This window comes from Mycobacterium sp. ACS1612 (genome assembly GCF_001667505.1).
In the GTDB taxonomy this organism is placed as follows: Bacteria; Actinomycetota; Actinomycetes; order Mycobacteriales; family Mycobacteriaceae; genus Mycobacterium.
In genome coordinates this window covers 67,990-84,248 of sequence record NZ_LZHZ01000033.1, presented here as the reverse complement: position 1 = coordinate 84,248, position 16,259 = coordinate 67,990, and the positions used below count along the sequence as shown (strand labels likewise).

The 16,259-nt window shown below is 66.4% G+C and carries 15 protein-coding genes and 3 pseudogenes; 5 read left to right on the top strand and 13 right to left on the bottom strand.

The window, feature by feature from the left end; all coding sequences use genetic code 11:
- Positions 1 to 3 precede the first annotated feature (3 nt).
- Positions 4 to 1,098 (bottom strand): CaiB/BaiF CoA-transferase family protein, encoded by a 1,095-nt coding sequence (locus A5724_RS14445; protein ID WP_067802676.1) that lies wholly within the window; start codon positions 1,096 to 1,098, stop codon positions 4 to 6.
- A gap of 89 nt (positions 1,099 to 1,187) precedes the next feature.
- Between A5724_RS14445 and A5724_RS14440 the strand changes: the two genes are divergently transcribed.
- Both A5724_RS14440 and tet(V) read left to right on the top strand, forming a co-directional pair.
- A complete protein-coding gene (locus A5724_RS14440; protein ID WP_067802673.1) occupies positions 1,188 to 2,006 on the top strand; it encodes an enoyl-CoA hydratase in 819 nt (272 codons plus the stop codon).
- Between the two features lie 93 nt (positions 2,007 to 2,099).
- On the top strand, positions 2,100 to 3,356 hold the full coding sequence (tet(V), locus tag A5724_RS14435; RefSeq protein ID WP_197518661.1) for a tetracycline efflux MFS transporter Tet(V): 1,257 nt from the start codon (positions 2,100 to 2,102) through the stop codon (positions 3,354 to 3,356).
- On the opposite strand, the gene A5724_RS14430 is transcribed toward tet(V), so the two are convergent.
- The 4 genes from A5724_RS14430 to A5724_RS14415 all read right to left on the bottom strand — a co-directional run bounded on the left by A5724_RS14430 (position 3,353) and on the right by A5724_RS14415 (position 6,797).
- On the bottom strand, positions 3,353 to 4,057 hold the full coding sequence (locus A5724_RS14430) for a CPBP family intramembrane glutamic endopeptidase (RefSeq protein ID WP_067802669.1): 705 nt from the start codon (positions 4,055 to 4,057) through the stop codon (positions 3,353 to 3,355). The two genes, tet(V) and A5724_RS14430, sit on opposite strands and share 4 nt — an antisense overlap.
- Positions 4,054 to 5,202, bottom strand: a complete 1,149-nt coding sequence (locus A5724_RS14425; protein ID WP_067802666.1) for an NAD(P)H-binding protein — start codon at positions 5,200 to 5,202, stop codon at positions 4,054 to 4,056. The genes A5724_RS14430 and A5724_RS14425 overlap by 4 nt, the downstream gene beginning before the upstream one ends.
- A gap of 89 nt (positions 5,203 to 5,291) precedes the next feature.
- On the bottom strand, positions 5,292 to 5,825 hold the full coding sequence (locus A5724_RS14420; protein ID WP_082965019.1) for a gamma carbonic anhydrase family protein: 534 nt from the start codon (positions 5,823 to 5,825) through the stop codon (positions 5,292 to 5,294).
- A gap of 15 nt (positions 5,826 to 5,840) precedes the next feature.
- Positions 5,841 to 6,797, bottom strand: a complete 957-nt coding sequence (locus A5724_RS14415; RefSeq protein ID WP_067802914.1) for a GlxA family transcriptional regulator — start codon at positions 6,795 to 6,797, stop codon at positions 5,841 to 5,843.
- Between the two features lie 40 nt (positions 6,798 to 6,837).
- Here A5724_RS14415 and A5724_RS14410 point away from each other — a divergent pair, with 40 nt between their 5' ends.
- Both A5724_RS14410 and A5724_RS14405 read left to right on the top strand, forming a co-directional pair.
- On the top strand, positions 6,838 to 8,160 hold the full coding sequence (locus A5724_RS14410; RefSeq protein WP_082965018.1) for an MFS transporter: 1,323 nt from the start codon (positions 6,838 to 6,840) through the stop codon (positions 8,158 to 8,160).
- Positions 8,161 to 8,237: 77 nt separating this feature from the next.
- Positions 8,238 to 8,954: a fasciclin domain-containing protein gene (locus A5724_RS14405; protein ID WP_082965030.1), complete on the top strand. Its 717-nt coding sequence runs from the start codon at positions 8,238 to 8,240 to the stop codon at positions 8,952 to 8,954.
- Positions 8,955 to 9,016: 62 nt separating this feature from the next.
- Here A5724_RS14405 and A5724_RS14400 read toward each other — a convergent pair whose 3' ends face one another.
- The 3 genes from A5724_RS14400 to A5724_RS14390 are packed head-to-tail and all read right to left on the bottom strand — an operon-like array spanning position 9,017 to position 12,108.
- Entirely contained in the window at positions 9,017 to 10,159 is a 1,143-nt protein-coding gene (locus tag A5724_RS14400) for an acyl-CoA dehydrogenase family protein (protein WP_067802661.1), read from the bottom strand.
- A complete protein-coding gene (locus A5724_RS14395) occupies positions 10,160 to 10,957 on the bottom strand; it encodes a crotonase/enoyl-CoA hydratase family protein (protein WP_067802658.1) in 798 nt (265 codons plus the stop codon).
- On the bottom strand, positions 10,954 to 12,108 hold the full coding sequence (locus A5724_RS14390) for a thiolase family protein (protein WP_067802655.1): 1,155 nt from the start codon (positions 12,106 to 12,108) through the stop codon (positions 10,954 to 10,956). Before A5724_RS14390 ends, A5724_RS14395 begins: the two co-directional genes overlap by 4 nt.
- 168 nt (positions 12,109 to 12,276) lie before the next feature.
- Between A5724_RS14390 and A5724_RS14385 the strand changes: the two genes are divergently transcribed.
- A complete protein-coding gene (locus A5724_RS14385) occupies positions 12,277 to 13,068 on the top strand; it encodes a FadR/GntR family transcriptional regulator (protein ID WP_067802652.1) in 792 nt (263 codons plus the stop codon).
- 595 nt (positions 13,069 to 13,663) lie between these two features.
- On the opposite strand, the gene A5724_RS33760 is transcribed toward A5724_RS14385, so the two are convergent.
- The 5 genes and pseudogenes from A5724_RS33760 to A5724_RS14370 form a co-directional block, all read right to left on the bottom strand.
- On the bottom strand, positions 13,664 to 14,095 hold the full coding sequence (locus A5724_RS33760; protein ID WP_082965017.1) for a CHAT domain-containing protein: 432 nt from the start codon (positions 14,093 to 14,095) through the stop codon (positions 13,664 to 13,666).
- Positions 14,059 to 14,250, bottom strand: a pseudogene (locus A5724_RS35160) (hypothetical protein); the annotation flags it as partial. The gene A5724_RS33760 and the pseudogene A5724_RS35160, both read right to left, overlap by 37 nt.
- A gap of 394 nt (positions 14,251 to 14,644) precedes the next feature.
- Positions 14,645 to 14,722, bottom strand: a pseudogene (locus tag A5724_RS34190) (peptide-methionine (S)-S-oxide reductase); the annotation flags it as partial.
- A gap of 66 nt (positions 14,723 to 14,788) precedes the next feature.
- Positions 14,789 to 15,228 (bottom strand): annotated as a pseudogene (gene msrB, locus A5724_RS14375) (peptide-methionine (R)-S-oxide reductase MsrB).
- Between the two features lie 42 nt (positions 15,229 to 15,270).
- Positions 15,271 to 16,041, bottom strand: coding sequence for an SDR family NAD(P)-dependent oxidoreductase (locus A5724_RS14370; protein ID WP_067802646.1), 771 nt, complete (start codon positions 16,039 to 16,041; stop codon positions 15,271 to 15,273).
- Positions 16,042 to 16,259 lie beyond the last annotated feature (218 nt).

The following is a 16,259-nucleotide window of genomic DNA, read 5'->3' as shown; positions in this document are numbered from 1 at the left end:
TCTCTAAACCCAGTCGCGTAGGACAGCGTCGGTGTCGGCGCCCGGCACACCGGGCGGTTTCGGCTTGCCGGGGGCGGTGCGCGAAAATCGCGGCGCCGGTGAGGGATACAGGTAGTCGTTCTCGCGGTAGAACGTGTCGCGCTCGCTGTTGTGAGGCTCGGCCTCGACTTCGGCGAACGACAGCACCGGCGCCACGCAGGCGTCGCTGTCGGCGAACACCTTGGCCCAGTGGTCGCGGTCCTGCGAGGCGAACACCTCGGTGAGCTTGGCCCGCAGTTCCGGCCAGCGGCTCATGTCGTTCTGGTCGGGCAGTTGGTTGGCGTCCAGTCCGAGCTTGTCGAGCAGTTCGGCGAAGAACTGCGGTTCGATCGAGCCCACCGACACGTAGCGGCCGTCGGCGCAGGTATAGGTGTCGTAGTACGGCGCGCCGGTGTCGAGCATGTTGACACCCCGCTCGTCGCTCCACATCCCCATCCCGCGGAACGCCCACATCATGGTCGACAGCACGCTGGACCCGTCCACCATCGCCGCGTCGATGACCTGACCCTTGCCGGAGCGCTCGCGCTCCCACAGCGCCGACAGGATGCCGACGACCAAAAACATTGAGCCACCGCCGAAGTCGCCGACCAGGTTCAGCGGCGGGACGGGGCGTTCGCCTGCCCGGCCGATCGCGTGCAGCACCCCGTTGAGCGAGATGTAGTTGATGTCGTGGCCGGCCTGCTGGCTGCGCGGACCGGTCTGGCCCCAACCGGTCATCCGGCCGTAGATCAGCTTGTCGTTGACCTTCGCACAGTCCTCCGGGCCCAGGCCGAGTCGCTCCGTGACGCCGGGCCGGAAACCTTCGATCAGCACGTCAGCCTTCGCGACGAGTTGCAGGACGAACTGGCGGCCTTCGTCGCTCTTGAGGTCTGCAGTGACCGAGCGCCGGTTGCGCAACAGGTAGTCGCGACCGGGTTGAGTCGCGGGCCCCGGCCCCTTACCGGGCCGCTCGACGCGGACCACGTCCGCGCCGAGATCACCCAGCAGCATCGCGGCGTGCGGCCCTGGGCCGATGCCGGCCAATTCGACGACTCGCAATCCTTCCAGTGGTCCAGCCATGTCCAAACCCCGCCCTCTCTGCCAGGTACCCAGTGACCGCCGACATATCTTACTTGTATAACCATGTGGGCCGACTTAGGGTGCCTTCTATGACGAGGACTGACGCCCGCACCGACGCCTACACGAGCATCGACGATCTACTTGTCGAGCTCACCGACGGGGTGCTGACCGTGACGCTGAACCGCCCGGACAGCCTGAACTCGTTGACCGCGCCGATGCTCAAGGGCATCGGTGATGCGCTGGAGCAGGCGGCCGCCGATCCGCGCGTGAAGGTGGTGCGCCTCGGCGGTGCAGGTCGCGGCTTCTCGTCGGGCGCCGGGATCAGCGAAGAGGACCACGCGAACCCGGGCGCGGCGGGAACGCCCGCTGACGTGCTCGACGCGGCCAACCGGGCGGTCCGGTCGATCGTGAACCTGCCGCAGCCGGTGGTGGCCGTGGTGCAGGGGCCCGCGGCCGGTGTCGGCGCGTCACTGGCGCTGGCGTCTGATGTCGTATTGGCTTCGGAGAAGGCATTTTTCATGCTGGCCTTCACCAAGATCGGGCTGATGCCGGACGGCGGCGCGTCGGCGTTGATCGCGGCGGCGGCGGGCCGTATTCGGGCGATGCGAATGGCGTTGCTCGCAGAGCGGATCCCGGCCGCGGAGGCATTCGACTGGGGACTGGTGACGGCGGTGTATCCGTCCAACGAATTCGAGGCGCAGGTCGACAAGGTGATCGAGACGCTGGTGTCCGGGCCCGCAGTGGCGTTGCGCAAAACCAAGAATGCGATCAACGCCGCGACGCTGGTCGAGTTGGAGGCCGCGCTGGAGCGTGAGAAGAAAGGCCAATTGGTCCTGCTCGGGTCGGACGACTTCCGCGAGGGCACCAAGGCGTTCCAGCAGCGCCGACCGGCCCAGTTCTCTGACTGACACCACCGGCGAGCGCGTGAAAATCGGTGGACTCGACCACCGTCACTCCGCCACCATCTAGTGGTGAGTACGCAATTCGACATTGAACAGCCGGTGGGCAATGCCGGTGGCTGGCGTGTGCTCGCACCCTTCAAGTTCCGCGAGTACCGCCTGCTGATCGCGGCGGTGTCGTTGTCGATCTTCGCCGAAGGCATGTGGGCCGTCGTGATGGCGCTGCAGGTCATCGAATTGTCCGACGACCCGGCGTCGCTGTCGCTGGTCGCCACCTGCCTGGGCGCGGGCCTGGTCGCGTTCGTGTTGGTCGGCGGGCTTGCCGCCGACCGGATCAGCCAACGCGCCATCATCATCGCCGTCGAGACCGTCAACGTTATCGCCGTGTCCACCATCGCGGTGCTCGGACTCGTTGGTGCCCTGCGGATTTGGCATATGGCGGTGGCCGCCGCGGCGCTCGGCATCGCCGCGGCGTTCTTCTTTCCCGCCTACAGCGCGATCCTGCCGCGGATTTTGCCGCCTGAGCAGTTACTCGCCGCCAACGGTGTCGAAGGCGTCATGCGTCCGGTGTTCCAGCGGGCCGTCGGCCCCGCGATTGCAGGCCTGGTGGTCGGCGCGACGTTCCCGTCGCTCGGCGCGGCGGTGGTGGCCGCGCTGTTCGCCGTCGGGCTGACACTGCTGGTCGCCACCAGGCCCGCGATGAAACCCGCTGCGCCTGAAGCGGATCAGGAGCGGCCGCACCTGCTGCGCGATCTGCGGGAAGGCTTCGTCTTCATGGTCGGCACCCCGTGGCTGCTGTGGACGCTGCTGTTCGCCAGCATGTTCGTGCTGTTGGTGCTCGGCCCGATCGAGGTGCTGCTGCCGTTCATCGCCAAACAACGCTTCGAGGACGGCGCCCGCACCTACGGCTTCATCCTGGCCTTCTTCGGTGTCGGCAGCGCGCTCGGCGCGCTGGCGGTGTCGTCGGGGCGACTGCCGCGTCGCTACCTCACGGTGATGATGACGATGTGGAGCGTCGGTTCGGTTCCGCTGGTGGTTGTCGGCATCACGTCGTCGTTCCCGTTGATGGCCGTCGCGACGTTCGTCATCGGCTGCACCGACGGCGCGGGCATGGTGATCTGGGGCACGCTGCTGCAGCGACGCGTTCCGACCGCGATGCTGGGACGGGTGTCGAGCCTGGACTTCTTCGTGTCGCTGGCCTTCATGCCGGTGTCGTTCGCGATCGTCGGCCCGCTGTCGAAAGTCGTTTCAATGCAGACGATCTTCCTGGTGGCGGGTATCGCGCCGGTGTTGCTCGCGGCGGTCGCGATGTACGCCGCCAAGATGCGCCGCGACGAGTTGGCCCACCCGCTGCGCTAGACGCCGAACAGCGGCGGCAGTGCGAGCACCATGACCAGACCCCAGAAGAAGTGGGTCAGCATCGGTGCGAGCACGCCGCCGGTGGCCCGTCGTTCGAAGGCGCACACCACGCCGAGGATCAGGGCGGCAAAGCCCAGCATCGGGTTGCCGGTGGTGGCCCCGGTGGCGATGACGTAGACGACCGTCGACACCAGCACCGGATGCCACTTGCCCAGCGCGGTGTAGAGCGCGCCGCGGAAGAACAACTCCTCGGCGAGGCCGTTGATCACCGTGATGAATGTGACCAGCGCCAGCGGCCCGTAGTCGGCGAATTCCAGTACCCGGGTGATGTATTCGCGCACGGGTGGTATTTCGCGCGCGATCAAACCGCCGAGCAGAAAGACGGCGCCCAGCGCAACTCCGATCGCGGTTCCGGTGATCACCGGCCGTTGGTTGCGGCCCCGGAAGCGGATACAGCCGAGGTGCAACGGCCCAGACAAGAAGGCGCCGAGCGTCCAGACCCCGGCCAGCGCGAGCGTGAGCCAGTAGAACGACTCGTCGCCCGGCGGCCGCGTCAGCGAATACCCAAGCAGCGCACCGCCGATCACCAGTACCACAGCGACGACGATGCGGCGTCGCTGGATCACGCTCGGCGGCTCGTGGTGCGCGACGGGGCACGCGCCGACGATGCCTCTGACGTCGTCGAGGAATCCCGTCGTCATGCCGATTTCGCCCTCGGCGCCAAACTGATCAGGGTGTCGAGTCCGGTGCGCAGCGCGCCCGCAACGGGACCCGGCACCAGCCCGAGCAGACCGAGCACCGGCCATGCGATGGGCGGCATGACGGCCCGCGCCAACTGCCGGATGCGAGCAGTGTCCCCGCCTGCCCACACTGGGTCGGTGTCGGCCAGATGGTGCGGATCGGCCAACTCGTTGACCGGCCGCGGCCGATCGCTCCACAGCGCACGGGATATCGCGTCGTCGATACTCAACAGCCCGCCGGGCGGGTCGGGCACCACATCGCGCAACCTGGCTTCCGACGCCATCATCGGATGGTCGAGCGACTCCACCAGATCGGAGGCCAGCCCACCCGGGACCGGCAGCACCGCGGCCGTCATCCTCGACACCACGCTGGTGTCCACCATCGGCACAGGCAATTCCGCGCGCCACTTGCCCGAGATCCGCGCATAGGACCGCAGCAGATCGCCATAGGACGTCGTCTCGGGGCCGAAGATGTCGTAGGCACCGGCGGGCACGCGCTGGCCGTCGGCGGCGGCCACGAGGTAGTAGAGCACGTCGCGGATCGAGATCGGGTCCATCGGATTCACCGACCAGGCAGGCATCGGGATCAGCACGAACCGGTCGCCGACGTAGCGCAGCATCTCGAACGACGTCGACCCGGCACCGATGATCATCGCCGCGCCGAGCCACACCACATCCGCGCCGCCGTCGACGCTCAACGCGTGCGCCACCTCGGCGCGACTGGTCAGGTGTTCGGACAGTTCCTCGTCGTCGGGCACGAAGCCACCGAGATAGACGATCCGTCGCACCCCGGCGTCCTTCGCCGCGTTGGCGACGTTGGCCGCGGCGCGATTGTCCGCCTCGCGAAAGTCGGGCTGCCCGATGGTGTGCACCAGGTAGTAGACGACGTCGACCGGACCCGCATCGGCGAACGCCTGCTCGGCCGATGCCTCGTCATGCGCGTCGAGCGCGACCGCGGCGATCTGGTCGTACCAGCCGAAGTCGGCCAGCCTGGCGGGGTTTCGTGATGCGGCAATCACGCCGTGCCCCTCGTCGAGCAGAGCACTGACGAGCCGTGAGCCGACGTACCCGGTCGCACCGGTCACCAGAATTCGCACGGGAGTCACCGTACGGAGGTACCCGCGGCCATCAAATCGAAATCACATTCTGGTAGGGACTTCACAGCGTCGGTTGAAGACCTTGTGCGCGTGCGGAATTAATTGACGGCGTCGCGATGCAACTCGACGAGGGCCTGGTACACCTGGGCATTGTTGCGGTTGTGTGCCACCTCGGCATCGGACAGTTCCCGACGCACCTTACCCGGCACGCCTGCCACCAGCGAGCGCGGCGGCACCACCAGACCCTGCGGTACCAGAGCGCTCGCGGCGATCAGCGACCCGGCACCGATCTTGGCGCCGTTGAGGATGACCGCGCCCATCCCGACCAGGCAGCCGTCCTCGATCTCACACCCGTGCAGAACAGCGTTGTGCCCGACGCTGACGTTCGCGCCGATGCGGATGGGAAACCCCGGGTCGACGTGGATCGTGGCGCCGTCCTGGACGTTGGTGCCGAACCCGATCTCGATGAGTTCGGCCTCCGCGCGCAACGTCGCGCCGTACCAGACGCTGGACCCGGCGGCCAATGTGACCTGACCGATCACACTGGCGTTGGGCGCCACCCAGGACTCATCGTGTAGCTGCGGTGCACGCCCGCGAATGGGCAGGATCAGGGGTCCAGACATGACGGCCATCGTAGGCACCTGTTGTTAGACGCCTTGATACACCTTGCGATAACTCGACGGTGACATGCCCACACCGCGGCGCAAATGGTGACGCAGATTACCGCCGGACCCCAGACCGGCGAGCCGGGCCACCTCGTCGACCGGCAGATCGCGCGACTCCAGCAACTCGCGGGCGCGGTCGATGCGACGGCTGCGTACCCATGCGCCCGGCGCCTGCCCGGTCTCTTCGCGGAACCGACGGTTGAACGTGCGCGCACTCATCTTCGCGTGCCGCGCCAACCGCTGCACGGTCAGTTCCTCGTCGAGGTGCCGCAGCGCCCACTCGCGGGTGGCCGCTGTCGAAAAGTGGTCCGGCTCAGGCACTTGCCGGTCGATGAACTGCGCCTGGCCACCCTCCCGCCACGGCGGCACCACGCAGTACCTGGCGACCGCATTGGCCACTTTGGTGCCGTGATCGCAGCGAATGATGTGCAGGCACAAGTCGATTCCCGCGGCGAGACCGGCCGAGGTGAGCACGTCGCCGTCGTCGACGAACAACACGTTCTCGTCGACCAGCACCTCGGGGTGCAGCCGCCGCAGTTGGTCGGCGAATTTCCAGTGCGTGGTCGTCCGGCGCCCGTCGAGCAGGCCCGCCGCGGCCAGCACGAAGGCGCCGGTGCAGATCGACACCAGCCTGGTGCCCGGCCGGATCCGGGCGAACGCGTCTACGGCCTCCTGGCCCAGCACCCCGTCGACGCGGGCAGGCGGGTAATGCGTACCGGGAACCACGACGGTGTCGGCGGTCTCCAGCGCGTCCAGGCCCCCCGACGGCAGCAGGTCGAAACCCGTCGTGGCCGCGACCGGACCGGGCCCCACCCCGCAGGTGACGACGTCATACAACGCCTTGCCGTCGTCGTCCGACACCGACGAGAAGAAGGTCGGCGCGATGGCGGCGTCGAACCCGACGACCGGCGGCAGTAGCAGGACCGCGACGCGATGCATGCCCGCCATTTTGGCATGTTTTTGACGATTGGTGTCATTCATGCCACTAGCCTGCACTCGGCTGATCGGCGACAGTGATCCGGTGACAGCCACTGCCGCGCAGACCCGCACGCCCCTCGGCCGGTTCCACTGGGCCTGGGTAGTGGCCGCCGTCAGCTTCATCGCGATCCTCGGCGCGGCGGGTTTCCGCTCGGTGCCCGGCGTGATGATGAACCCGCTGCACCACGAGTTCGGCTGGTCGCACGGCGTGGTCGGGCTGGCGATGTCGGTCAACATGACGCTGTTCGGGCTGACCGCGCCGTTCGCCGCGGCCTTGATGGACCGCTTCGGGGTGCGACCGGTGTTGTCGGCGGCCCTCGTGCTGATCGCGACCGGATCGTCGCTGTCCGTGACGATGACCGCAAGCTGGCAGCTGGTGCTGCTGTGGGGCGTGCTCGTCGGCGTCGGGACCGGGTCCATCTCGATGGGCTTCGTCGCGACCGTGGCGACGCGCTGGTTCGAGGCGCGCCGCGGCCTCGTCACCGGCGTGCTGACCGCGGCGAGCGCCACCGGACAGCTGATCTTCCTGCCCATCGTCGCCGAGGTGACCACCAGGCACGGGTGGCGGTGGGCGTCGCTGATCGTGGCGGCGGCGGCGCTGTCCGTGGTCCCGCTGGTGCTGATGTTCATGCGAAACTACCCGCAGGACAAGGGTTTAACGGCCTACGGCACCTCCGGTGCCGTCGGACCCGCGGTTGTGCCCGCGTCGAGTTTCCGAGCCGCGTTCGACGGATTGTGGATCGGTGCGCGGGTGCCGGCGTTCTGGTTGTTGGCGGGCAGCTTCGCGATCTGCGGGATGACGACGAACGGGTTGATCGGCACGCACTTCATCCCGGCGGCCAACGACCACGGCATGCCGACCACGGTGGCGGCGGGGCTACTGGCGACCATCGGCGTGTTGGACGTCGCGGGCACCATCTTCTCAGGTTGGCTGACCGACAGGGTCGACCCCCGACTGCTGCTCGTCGTCTACTACACCGGGCGCGGCGTGTCGCTGCTGTTGCTGCCCTCGCTCCTTTCGCCGCACGCCGAGCCGAGCACCTGGGTGTTCGTCATCTTCTACGGCCTGGACTGGGTCGCGACCGTGCCGCCGACCATCGTGTTGTGCCGGCAGTACTTCGGCGCCCGCACCCCGGTGGTGTTCGGTTGGGTGTTCGCGTCACATCAGTTGGGCGCCGCGGTCGCCGCCGCGGCCGCGGGCTGGCTGCGTGATCAGCAGGGCACTTACGACATGGCGTTCCACCTGGCGGCGTGCCTGTGTTTCGTCGCGGCCGTACTCTGTTTCAGTGTGCGAAAGGCCCAGGTCAGCCCTGCTGTAACGTAATCGGGTCGTCGCAGCGACTTTGGAATTGGGTGTTCGCTGCCCTTAACATGCGATGCGACCTGACGAAGGAGCCGACATTGAAGACTCGCGCCAGCAAGGGAATGGGAGCCGCGGTTGGGATAGCCGCGATCGTGGCATCGGTGCCGTTCGCAATCAACGCGCCGGTGGCGGGTAGGGCCTACGCCGATCCGCCGGCAGACCCCAGCACGAGTTCCTTGACCCAGATACCCGACCCGCAGGGCCCCGGCTGCGACGCGTTCAAGACCGCGCTGCCGAACTGGAAGAGCTTCGACAGCCAGCCGGTCGGCAAGGTGCTGGCCAGCATCCCGGACCTCTCGACGTTCAACGCGCTGGTTTCCGGTGGCGCCAACCCCGCCGTCAACATCGTCCCAGTGCTGGAGAACGGCCCGTTCGTGGTGTACGCACCGTCCAACGAGGCGTTCGCCGCGATGGACCCGGCTCAGCTCGAAGCGATCAAGGCCGACCCGGCCGCCCTCGGCAAGCTCGACTACTACCACGTGTTCCTCGGCCTGCTCGGCCCCGACGACCTGCACGGCCAGCGGCCGTCGCAGCAGGGCGCCGAGGTCAAGGTGACCGGTAAAGGTGGCGACATCAAGGTCAACGACACCGCGAAGGTCGTCTGCGGCGGTATCCAGGCCGACAACGCGCGGATCTACATCATCGACCAGGTGCTCGACCCCAATGCGGCCCCGGAACCGATCACGCCGACCGGCACCAGCGCGACGACCATGACGACCACGACGACGTCGGCCGCTCCCCCGCCTGCTGGCTAGGGGCCACGCCGGCTAGAGGCCACGCCGGCCGAGCCGGCTAGAGGCCACGCCGGCCGAGCCGGCTAGAGGCCGAGGTCGCGGCCGATGATCTCCTTCATGATCTCGGTGGTGCCGCCGAAGATGGTCTGGATCCGCACGTCGACGTAGTCGCGGGCAACCTTGTACTCGTTCATGTAGCCGTACCCGCCGTGCAGTTGCACGCAGTTGTCGACGACACGCTTGCCGAGTTCGGTGCACCACCACTTGGCCTTCGACGCCTGCACCGCGGTGAGCTCCTTGTCGACGGCGGCGCGCAGGCACCGGTCGATGTACTGCTCAGCGATCTCGAGTTCGGTGTCCATCTCGGCCATCAGGAACCGGTTGTGCTGGAAGCTGCCGATCGGCTGCCCGAACGCCTTGCGATCCTTGACGTATTGCAGTGTCTCGCGCCAGGTTTCGCGTGCACCCGCGATGGCGGCGATGGCGATGGACAACCGCTCCGACGGCAGGTTGTGCATCAGGTGGTAGAAGCCCTTGCCCTCCTCGCCGAGCACGTTTTTGCCGGGCACGCGGACGTTCTCGAAGTGCAACTCGGCGGTGTCGGCGGCGTGCAGGCCCATCTTGTCGAGCTTCCGGCCGCGCTCGAAGCCCTCCATCCCCCGCTCGACGACCAACAGCGAGAAGCCCTTGTGGCCGGCTTCGGGATTGGTGCGAGCGACGACGATGACCAGGTCGCTGTTGATGCCCGCTGAGATGAATGTCTTGGAGCCGTTCAGAATCCAGTCGTCGCCGTCGCGCACCGCGGTGGTCTTGATGCCGGCGAGGTCACTGCCAGCGCCGGGTTCGGTCATCGCGATTGCGCCGATCAGCTCACCGGTGATGTAACCCGGCAGCCACCGCTCCTTCTGCTCGTCGGTGGCCAGCGAGGCGAAGTACGGGCCGACGATGTCGTTCTGCAGGCTCAGGCCGGGCGTCGCGGGCCCGAACTTTGCGAACTCCTCGACGATCACCGCGTTGAACCGGAAGTCGTCGACGCCACCGCCGCCGTACTGCTCGGGCATGTTGAACCCGATGAGGCCGTACTTGCCTGCGGCCACATAGGATTCGCGGTCGACCAGCCGTTCGCTCTCCCACTTCTCGGCGTGCGGCGCGCATTCCTTCTCCAGGAACTGGCGCGCGGTCTCGCGCAACTGCTCGTGCTCGGCTTCGAATACCAGACGCTTCATCTACTTTGCCTTCCATACAGGTTCGCGCTTCTGAGCAAACGCCAACGGCCCTTCCTTGGCGTCCTCGGAACGCATCAAGGTCCCGATCTCGCGCATGGTCCTTGTCCACCCAGGTTCGTCGCCGACGATCACGCCGTCGTCGACGCCCATGGCCACCCGCTTACTGGCCCAGACCGCAAGCGGCGCGTTGGATGTGACGCGTTCGGCGAGCGCGAGCGCCGCTTCGACGGCGGTGCCGTCGGGTACGACCTGGTTGATCAGTCCCCACCTCAGCGCGTCGGCCGACGACATCGGCTCACCGGTGAAGATCAGTTCCATCGCAACCTTGCGCGGCAGGTGGTCGACGATCCGGAACACGCCACCCGCGGCCGCGATCAGCCCGCGTTTGACTTCGGGCAGCCCGAATTTCGCGCGCTCCTCGGCCACCACCAGATCGCTCGCGAGCGCCAACTCCGAACCGCCGCCGAGCGCGGTGCCGTTGACGGCCGCGATGGTGGGCTTGTCGATGTAGTGGTGCACGTAACCGGCGAACCCCCACTCGGCGTGGTCCGGGTGGAACAAGTTCTCCCGCCGCGATATCGCCTTGAGATCCGCTCCAGCGCAGAACGATTCGCCAGCCCCGGTGATGACAACAGCGCGCACCCCGGGGTCGTCCTGCGCGGCCTGCAGCGCGTCACCGACCGCGGTGCTCACCGCGCCGTTGACCGCGTTGCGGGCTTCGGGACGGTTGATCGTGATGATGAGGACGTTGCCCCGCCGCTCGGTGAGAGCGGCGGGGGGGTGTACGTCTGGTGTCACAGCAGTTCGATGATGGTGGCGTTGGCCTGGCCGCCGCCCTCACACATCGTCTGCAGACCGTACTGAATCCCCTTGTCGCGCATGTGATACAGCATCGTGGTCATGATGCGGGCACCGGACCCGCCGAGCGGGTGGCCCAGCGCGATCGCGCCACCGTTGGGGTTCAGCTTCTTCTCGTCGGCGCCGATATCCTTCAGCCACGCCAGCGGCACCGGGGCGAACGCCTCGTTGACCTCGAACACGCCGATCTCGTCGAGGCTCAGGCCCGAGCGCTTCAGCGCCTTCTGGGTCGCCGGGATCGGCGCGGTCAGCATGATCACCGGATCGGCGCCGGCCAGCACCGCGGTGTGCACCTTGGCGATCGGCTTGAGACCCAGCGACTTCGCCTTCTCCGCCGACATCAACAGGATTGCGGCCGAACCGTCGGAGATCTGGCTGGAGTTGCCCGCGTGAATCACACCGCCCTCCTTGAACGCGGGCTTGAGCTCAGCCATCTTCTCGATGGTGGTGCCGCGCCGGATACCCTCGTCCTTGAGCACTGTGCTTGTTCCGTGCTCGTCCTTCACCTTGATGGCGACGATCTGGTCGTCGAACGCACCGGAATCCTGTGCCGCCGCGGCCTTCTCGTGAGAGCCGAGCGAGAACGAGTCGACGGCGGTGCGGTCGAAGCCCCACTGCTCGGCGATCATCTCGGCGCCGATGCCTTGATTCGGGGTTTGGCTGTAGCGGTTGCGGAACGCCTCAGGGTACGGATGCCCGCCGTTGGCAAGGGAGGAGCCCATCGGAGTGCGCGACATCGACTCCACGCCGCCTGCCACCACGACGTCGTAGTGTCCGGCGACCACGCCCGCCGCGGCGAAGTGAAGGGACTGTTGGCTCGACCCGCACTGACGGTCGACGGTCACGCCGGGCACGCTCTCGGGCCACCCGGCGGCGAGCACCGCGGTGCGGGCGATGTCGAGCGCCTGCTCGCCGGCCTGCATGACGCAACCCCAGATGACGTCGTCGACGATCTCGGGGTCGATGCCTGCACGCTCGACGAGGCCGTTGAGCACCTGCGCGGACAGGTCGCCGGCATGCACACCCGACAGCCCACCGTTGCGCTTGCCGACGGGTGACCGTACGGCCTCGACGATGACGGCTTCAGCCATGACACTTTCTCCTTTGAATGCGGTGTTTCCCCGAAGGTAGATCAACAAGGTTTACTAGGTCAACCTGCTGGTTGGTAGGCTGGTAGCGGCATCGTGGCCGGTTTTGCCCTGTTCGACATGGTTTACTGAGTTGCATAGCTCGGGGGACACTGCGTGGGAGAAGTTGATGTGACGCGAAGCACACCGCTGGCGCCGATGATCGGCCCGAACGGCGTCGGCTCCGGCGCGGCGGTCCGCTCGCCGAAGACAGCCGAACTGGTCGCGGGCACGCTGCGCCGCATGGTCGTCGACGGTCAGCTCAAGGACGGCGACTTCCTGCCCAACGAGGCAGAGCTGATGGCCCACTTCGGCGTCAGCCGGCCGACGCTGCGCGAAGCCGTCCGGGTGCTGGAGTCCGAGCGGCTCGTCGAGGTGCGCCGCGGTTCGCGCACCGGCGCCCGCGTGCGGGTGCCGGGCGCGGAGATCGTCGCGCGTCCGGCGGGTCTGCTGCTCGAACTGACGGGCGCGACCATCGCCGACGTGATGGTGGCCCAGGCGGGCATCGAGCCGATGGCGGCCCGGCTGCTGGCGGAGTCCGGCAGCACGGAGGCGTTCGACGAACTCGACAAGATGCTGGCCGAACACATCCCCACCGGGTGGCAGTCGGGCCGGCTGGCCGAGACGACGGGCGACTTTCACCGCCGCATGGTGGAGCTGTCGGGAAACGCCTCACTGGCGATCATCGCTGGCATGCTGCACGAGATCACCGTGCGGCACACCGCGTTTCTGTTCAAGGAACGCCGGCCGGTGTCGAAGTCGGACTACGACAAGCTGATGCGGTCCTACGGACGGCTGATGAAGTTGTTGCGGTCCGGCGACGGCGAAGCGGCCGAGGCGCATTGGCGCAAACACCTCGACGTGGCGCGCAGCCTGCTGCTGGAAGGGCTGGAGACCGTCAAGGTCCGCGACGTGATGGGCTGACCGAGCCGACCGCCAGCCGTGTGGCCTATAACGTTGCGCTATGTCGGTGTGGACCGGTTTGCAAAAATCGCTTTCACCCATCCGCCGCGTCGACAACGACCGACTCCGTCGCCCGGCGCTTGATGCGCGCATCGAGCGTCGCATACCACCACAATTGCTGTGCGACAACGCATTTAGCAGCATGCCTCCCGAGTAATCGTCGTTACCATGAAGCGCGATGGGATCACGGCGAAACCAGCTCAGATGCTCTTTCGGCGCACATTCCGCTGATCGACACGGAGTGAGCGGCGTCGCAGAATTCTCAACGAAATGGCGGACGCGTTTTTCTCATTTTCGTGGCGGATCCTAGAACCATACGGTCGTGCAGAAATCATTGAGAGCACGCTGGCGCGCCCGAATCAACCAGGTATTGCGGCTTTCCTGGGCAAGCTAACCCCTTGAAGTAATGGCACCCAGTTCAAATGCGTTCCGAACCGACGGGCGTGCTGTGCCAGTTCACCCAAGACACTGAAGCCGCGGACAGCTTTCGAGGCAAGCGCGGCACTGTCGCCGGCGAGGTATGCCGAAGTATTCGGAGGGTTGGATTCTGACGTTGCTAGGGCCCTGCGTGAATGTAGGGCGCCCATCGGCTGTGATGGTGGCGGTTGAGGGCGCGTAGCTGGCGGGCGGCATGGTGCAGGGCTACAGCGGCGGCATCGGCGGTGCCGGGCGTCATCTGGGCGAGGGTGCTGTAGAAGCCTTGCGTGACTCTTGCGGCGTCGGCGTCGTTTATCGGCCACAGCGCGGCGACGACGTGGCGGTATCCGGCCAGCTGACAGGCTGCGGCCAGATGGATCGGTTCGTCGAGCAGGCGGGTGCCGGTACGCGCCGTGGTGCAGGCCGATAGGAAAGCCAATACCGCACCTGGGGAGTGAGCTGCGGCGAGGTCATCACCGTGAAAGGTTTTGTGCGCCAGTCGGAGAACAATAGGAGCCCGGCTCTCGGATCGTTGAGACTGCTGTCGCCGTGGCAGGCGAAGTGCACCCAATTATGGTGGGGCAGGGCGGCGGTGACGGTGGCGGAGGTCGCGGCCTCAGTGTCCGGCAGGCCAAGCACCTCGACGCGGTCGGACAGAAGTTGTTGGAGGAACGCCGATTCGGTGGCCATGCCGGGAAGGTCGGGCTGGCCCGGCGTGCTAGGCATCGCCACACAAACATTCGCGGTTCAGCCGCCGCCGGTCGCTGGGTGCGAGCGTACAGCAGGACCCGCACTGTGGGCATCGTCGCAGTGAGCGGGTCCAGCGCCGCGTCTGCCCGACCTATCGTCAGTTAAATGTAGCGAGGTGCATTTCGCCACAACGCATTTCGCTGCGGCCGTCTATTGCCCCGTCGCTTCTCAATCTAAGTTCGTTTTCTTGGCCTTTCGGTGTCGCTTCTGCCAGTGACGCTTCGGTGACGGCGCAGCAACGTCATGTGAGCAGGAGCATGACTGCAAATGACAACACGCGTGCTCTTCGGTCACGCCACTGGTCGGGGCCTCGCGCGTAGTGTCCCGCCCATGAGGCCATTCACGCGGGTGAGCAGAGATCGCCGCAGCGGCGGGTCGCTATCACGCCAGGCAGCTCGCGCATGAGGTCTTGGACTCCCCAGAAGCATCCACCCGCCAGGATCGCGATGTTGGTGGTCGTCGTCGCGGCTCCGTGAGCTCTGAATCAGCCTGCTGTCCTGAGTTTTTCGCGGATTCAAAGAGGCTCAGGTAGCCCCCCATAACCCTGCGCATCGAGGTCGTCGCGGTGGATGAAACGCAGCGCCGCGGAATTGATGCAGTGCGCAGGCCGCCTTCGGAACGGGGTCCGTCGGCGAAAACATGCCCGAGGTGGCTGTCGCCATGGCACGAGCGCACTTCGGTGCGCACCATGAAGTGGCTGTGATCAGACTTTTCGACGACGTTGTCGCCGTCGAGCGGCTTGGTGAAACTCGGCCAGCCCGTACCGCTGTCGAACTTATCGACAGATGCGAACAGCGGCTCACCAGACACCACGTCGACGTAGATGCCCGGCTCGTGGTTGTCGAGATATTCGCCGGTGAAGGGTCGCTCGGTGCCGCTTTCCTGGGTGACGTAGTACTGCTCGGGGCGCAACGCGTCAATCGCGGCCGGATTCTTGTGGTAGTCGTGCGTCACAGGTGATCCTCGTCATCAATGCGGGGCTTGTCGTCCAATGGGCTAGTTGCGGCCGGCCATGATGCCGCCATCAACGTTGAGAATCGTGCCCGTGATCCAGCTTGCTTGGTCGGAGAGCAGAAAAGTGATGGCGTTGGCCACGTCGGCCGGGGTGCCGACACGTCCCAGCGGGTGCAGTGGCGCGAAAGTCGCCAGCGTGGCGTCGATCTCGTCCTTGGAGACAAATTTTTCGTAGAGAGGTGTTTTCACCACCGCCGGGGCGACGGCGTTGACACGGATCTGATGGCCGGCCAGTTCGATGGCCAGATTGTGGGTGAGGGCGTGTAGCCCTGCCTTCTGCATGGAGTAGCCCGACGACGGTGTCGCGCCGATGGCCTGATGCGCCCACATGGCGCCGATATTGACGATCGAGCCACCCGCACCGTTGGTGATCATGCCCGCGACCACGGTCTGGGTGAGAAAGAACAGCGCGTAGTTCAAGTCGAGGTACGAGTCGTAGACCTCGGCGTCGTAGTCCATGAATGGTTTTGGGATGAAGTAGCCGGCCGCGTTGACCATCAGCGTTGCATCCCCGTGGTGCTCAGATAGCGCGCCCTGGACATCGGTGACCGCGGATCGGTCCGTCAGCTCGGCGGCGATCCCCCAGGATTGACCGCGCCGACTGGTGAGCTCGGCCACGGTGTCATCGACACGATCTTTCGCGCGTCCAATGATCACCGCGCTGCCCCCGTACTCGACGACGTCGATCGCAACCTGCCGTCCCATGCCGGCACTGCCGCCGACAACAATGACCTTCTTGCCCTCAAAATGCATGTCCGGGATCCCTTCCTGGTTCTCCTGACGGCTCCGACTGGACCGCAGCTCAGGTCTGTCGGGAGTCAAGCCTGGGCCGCCCAGGGGTGAACTGTCTTCACCCCGCAGCGTCAATCACCTGGGTGAGCACAGACCAAGACCGTGAGCGCGGTATCGCATTGCCCAGGTCGCTGCAACGCTGTAGGCGCGGTGCAATTGCGCCGCGCCATAGGCGCACT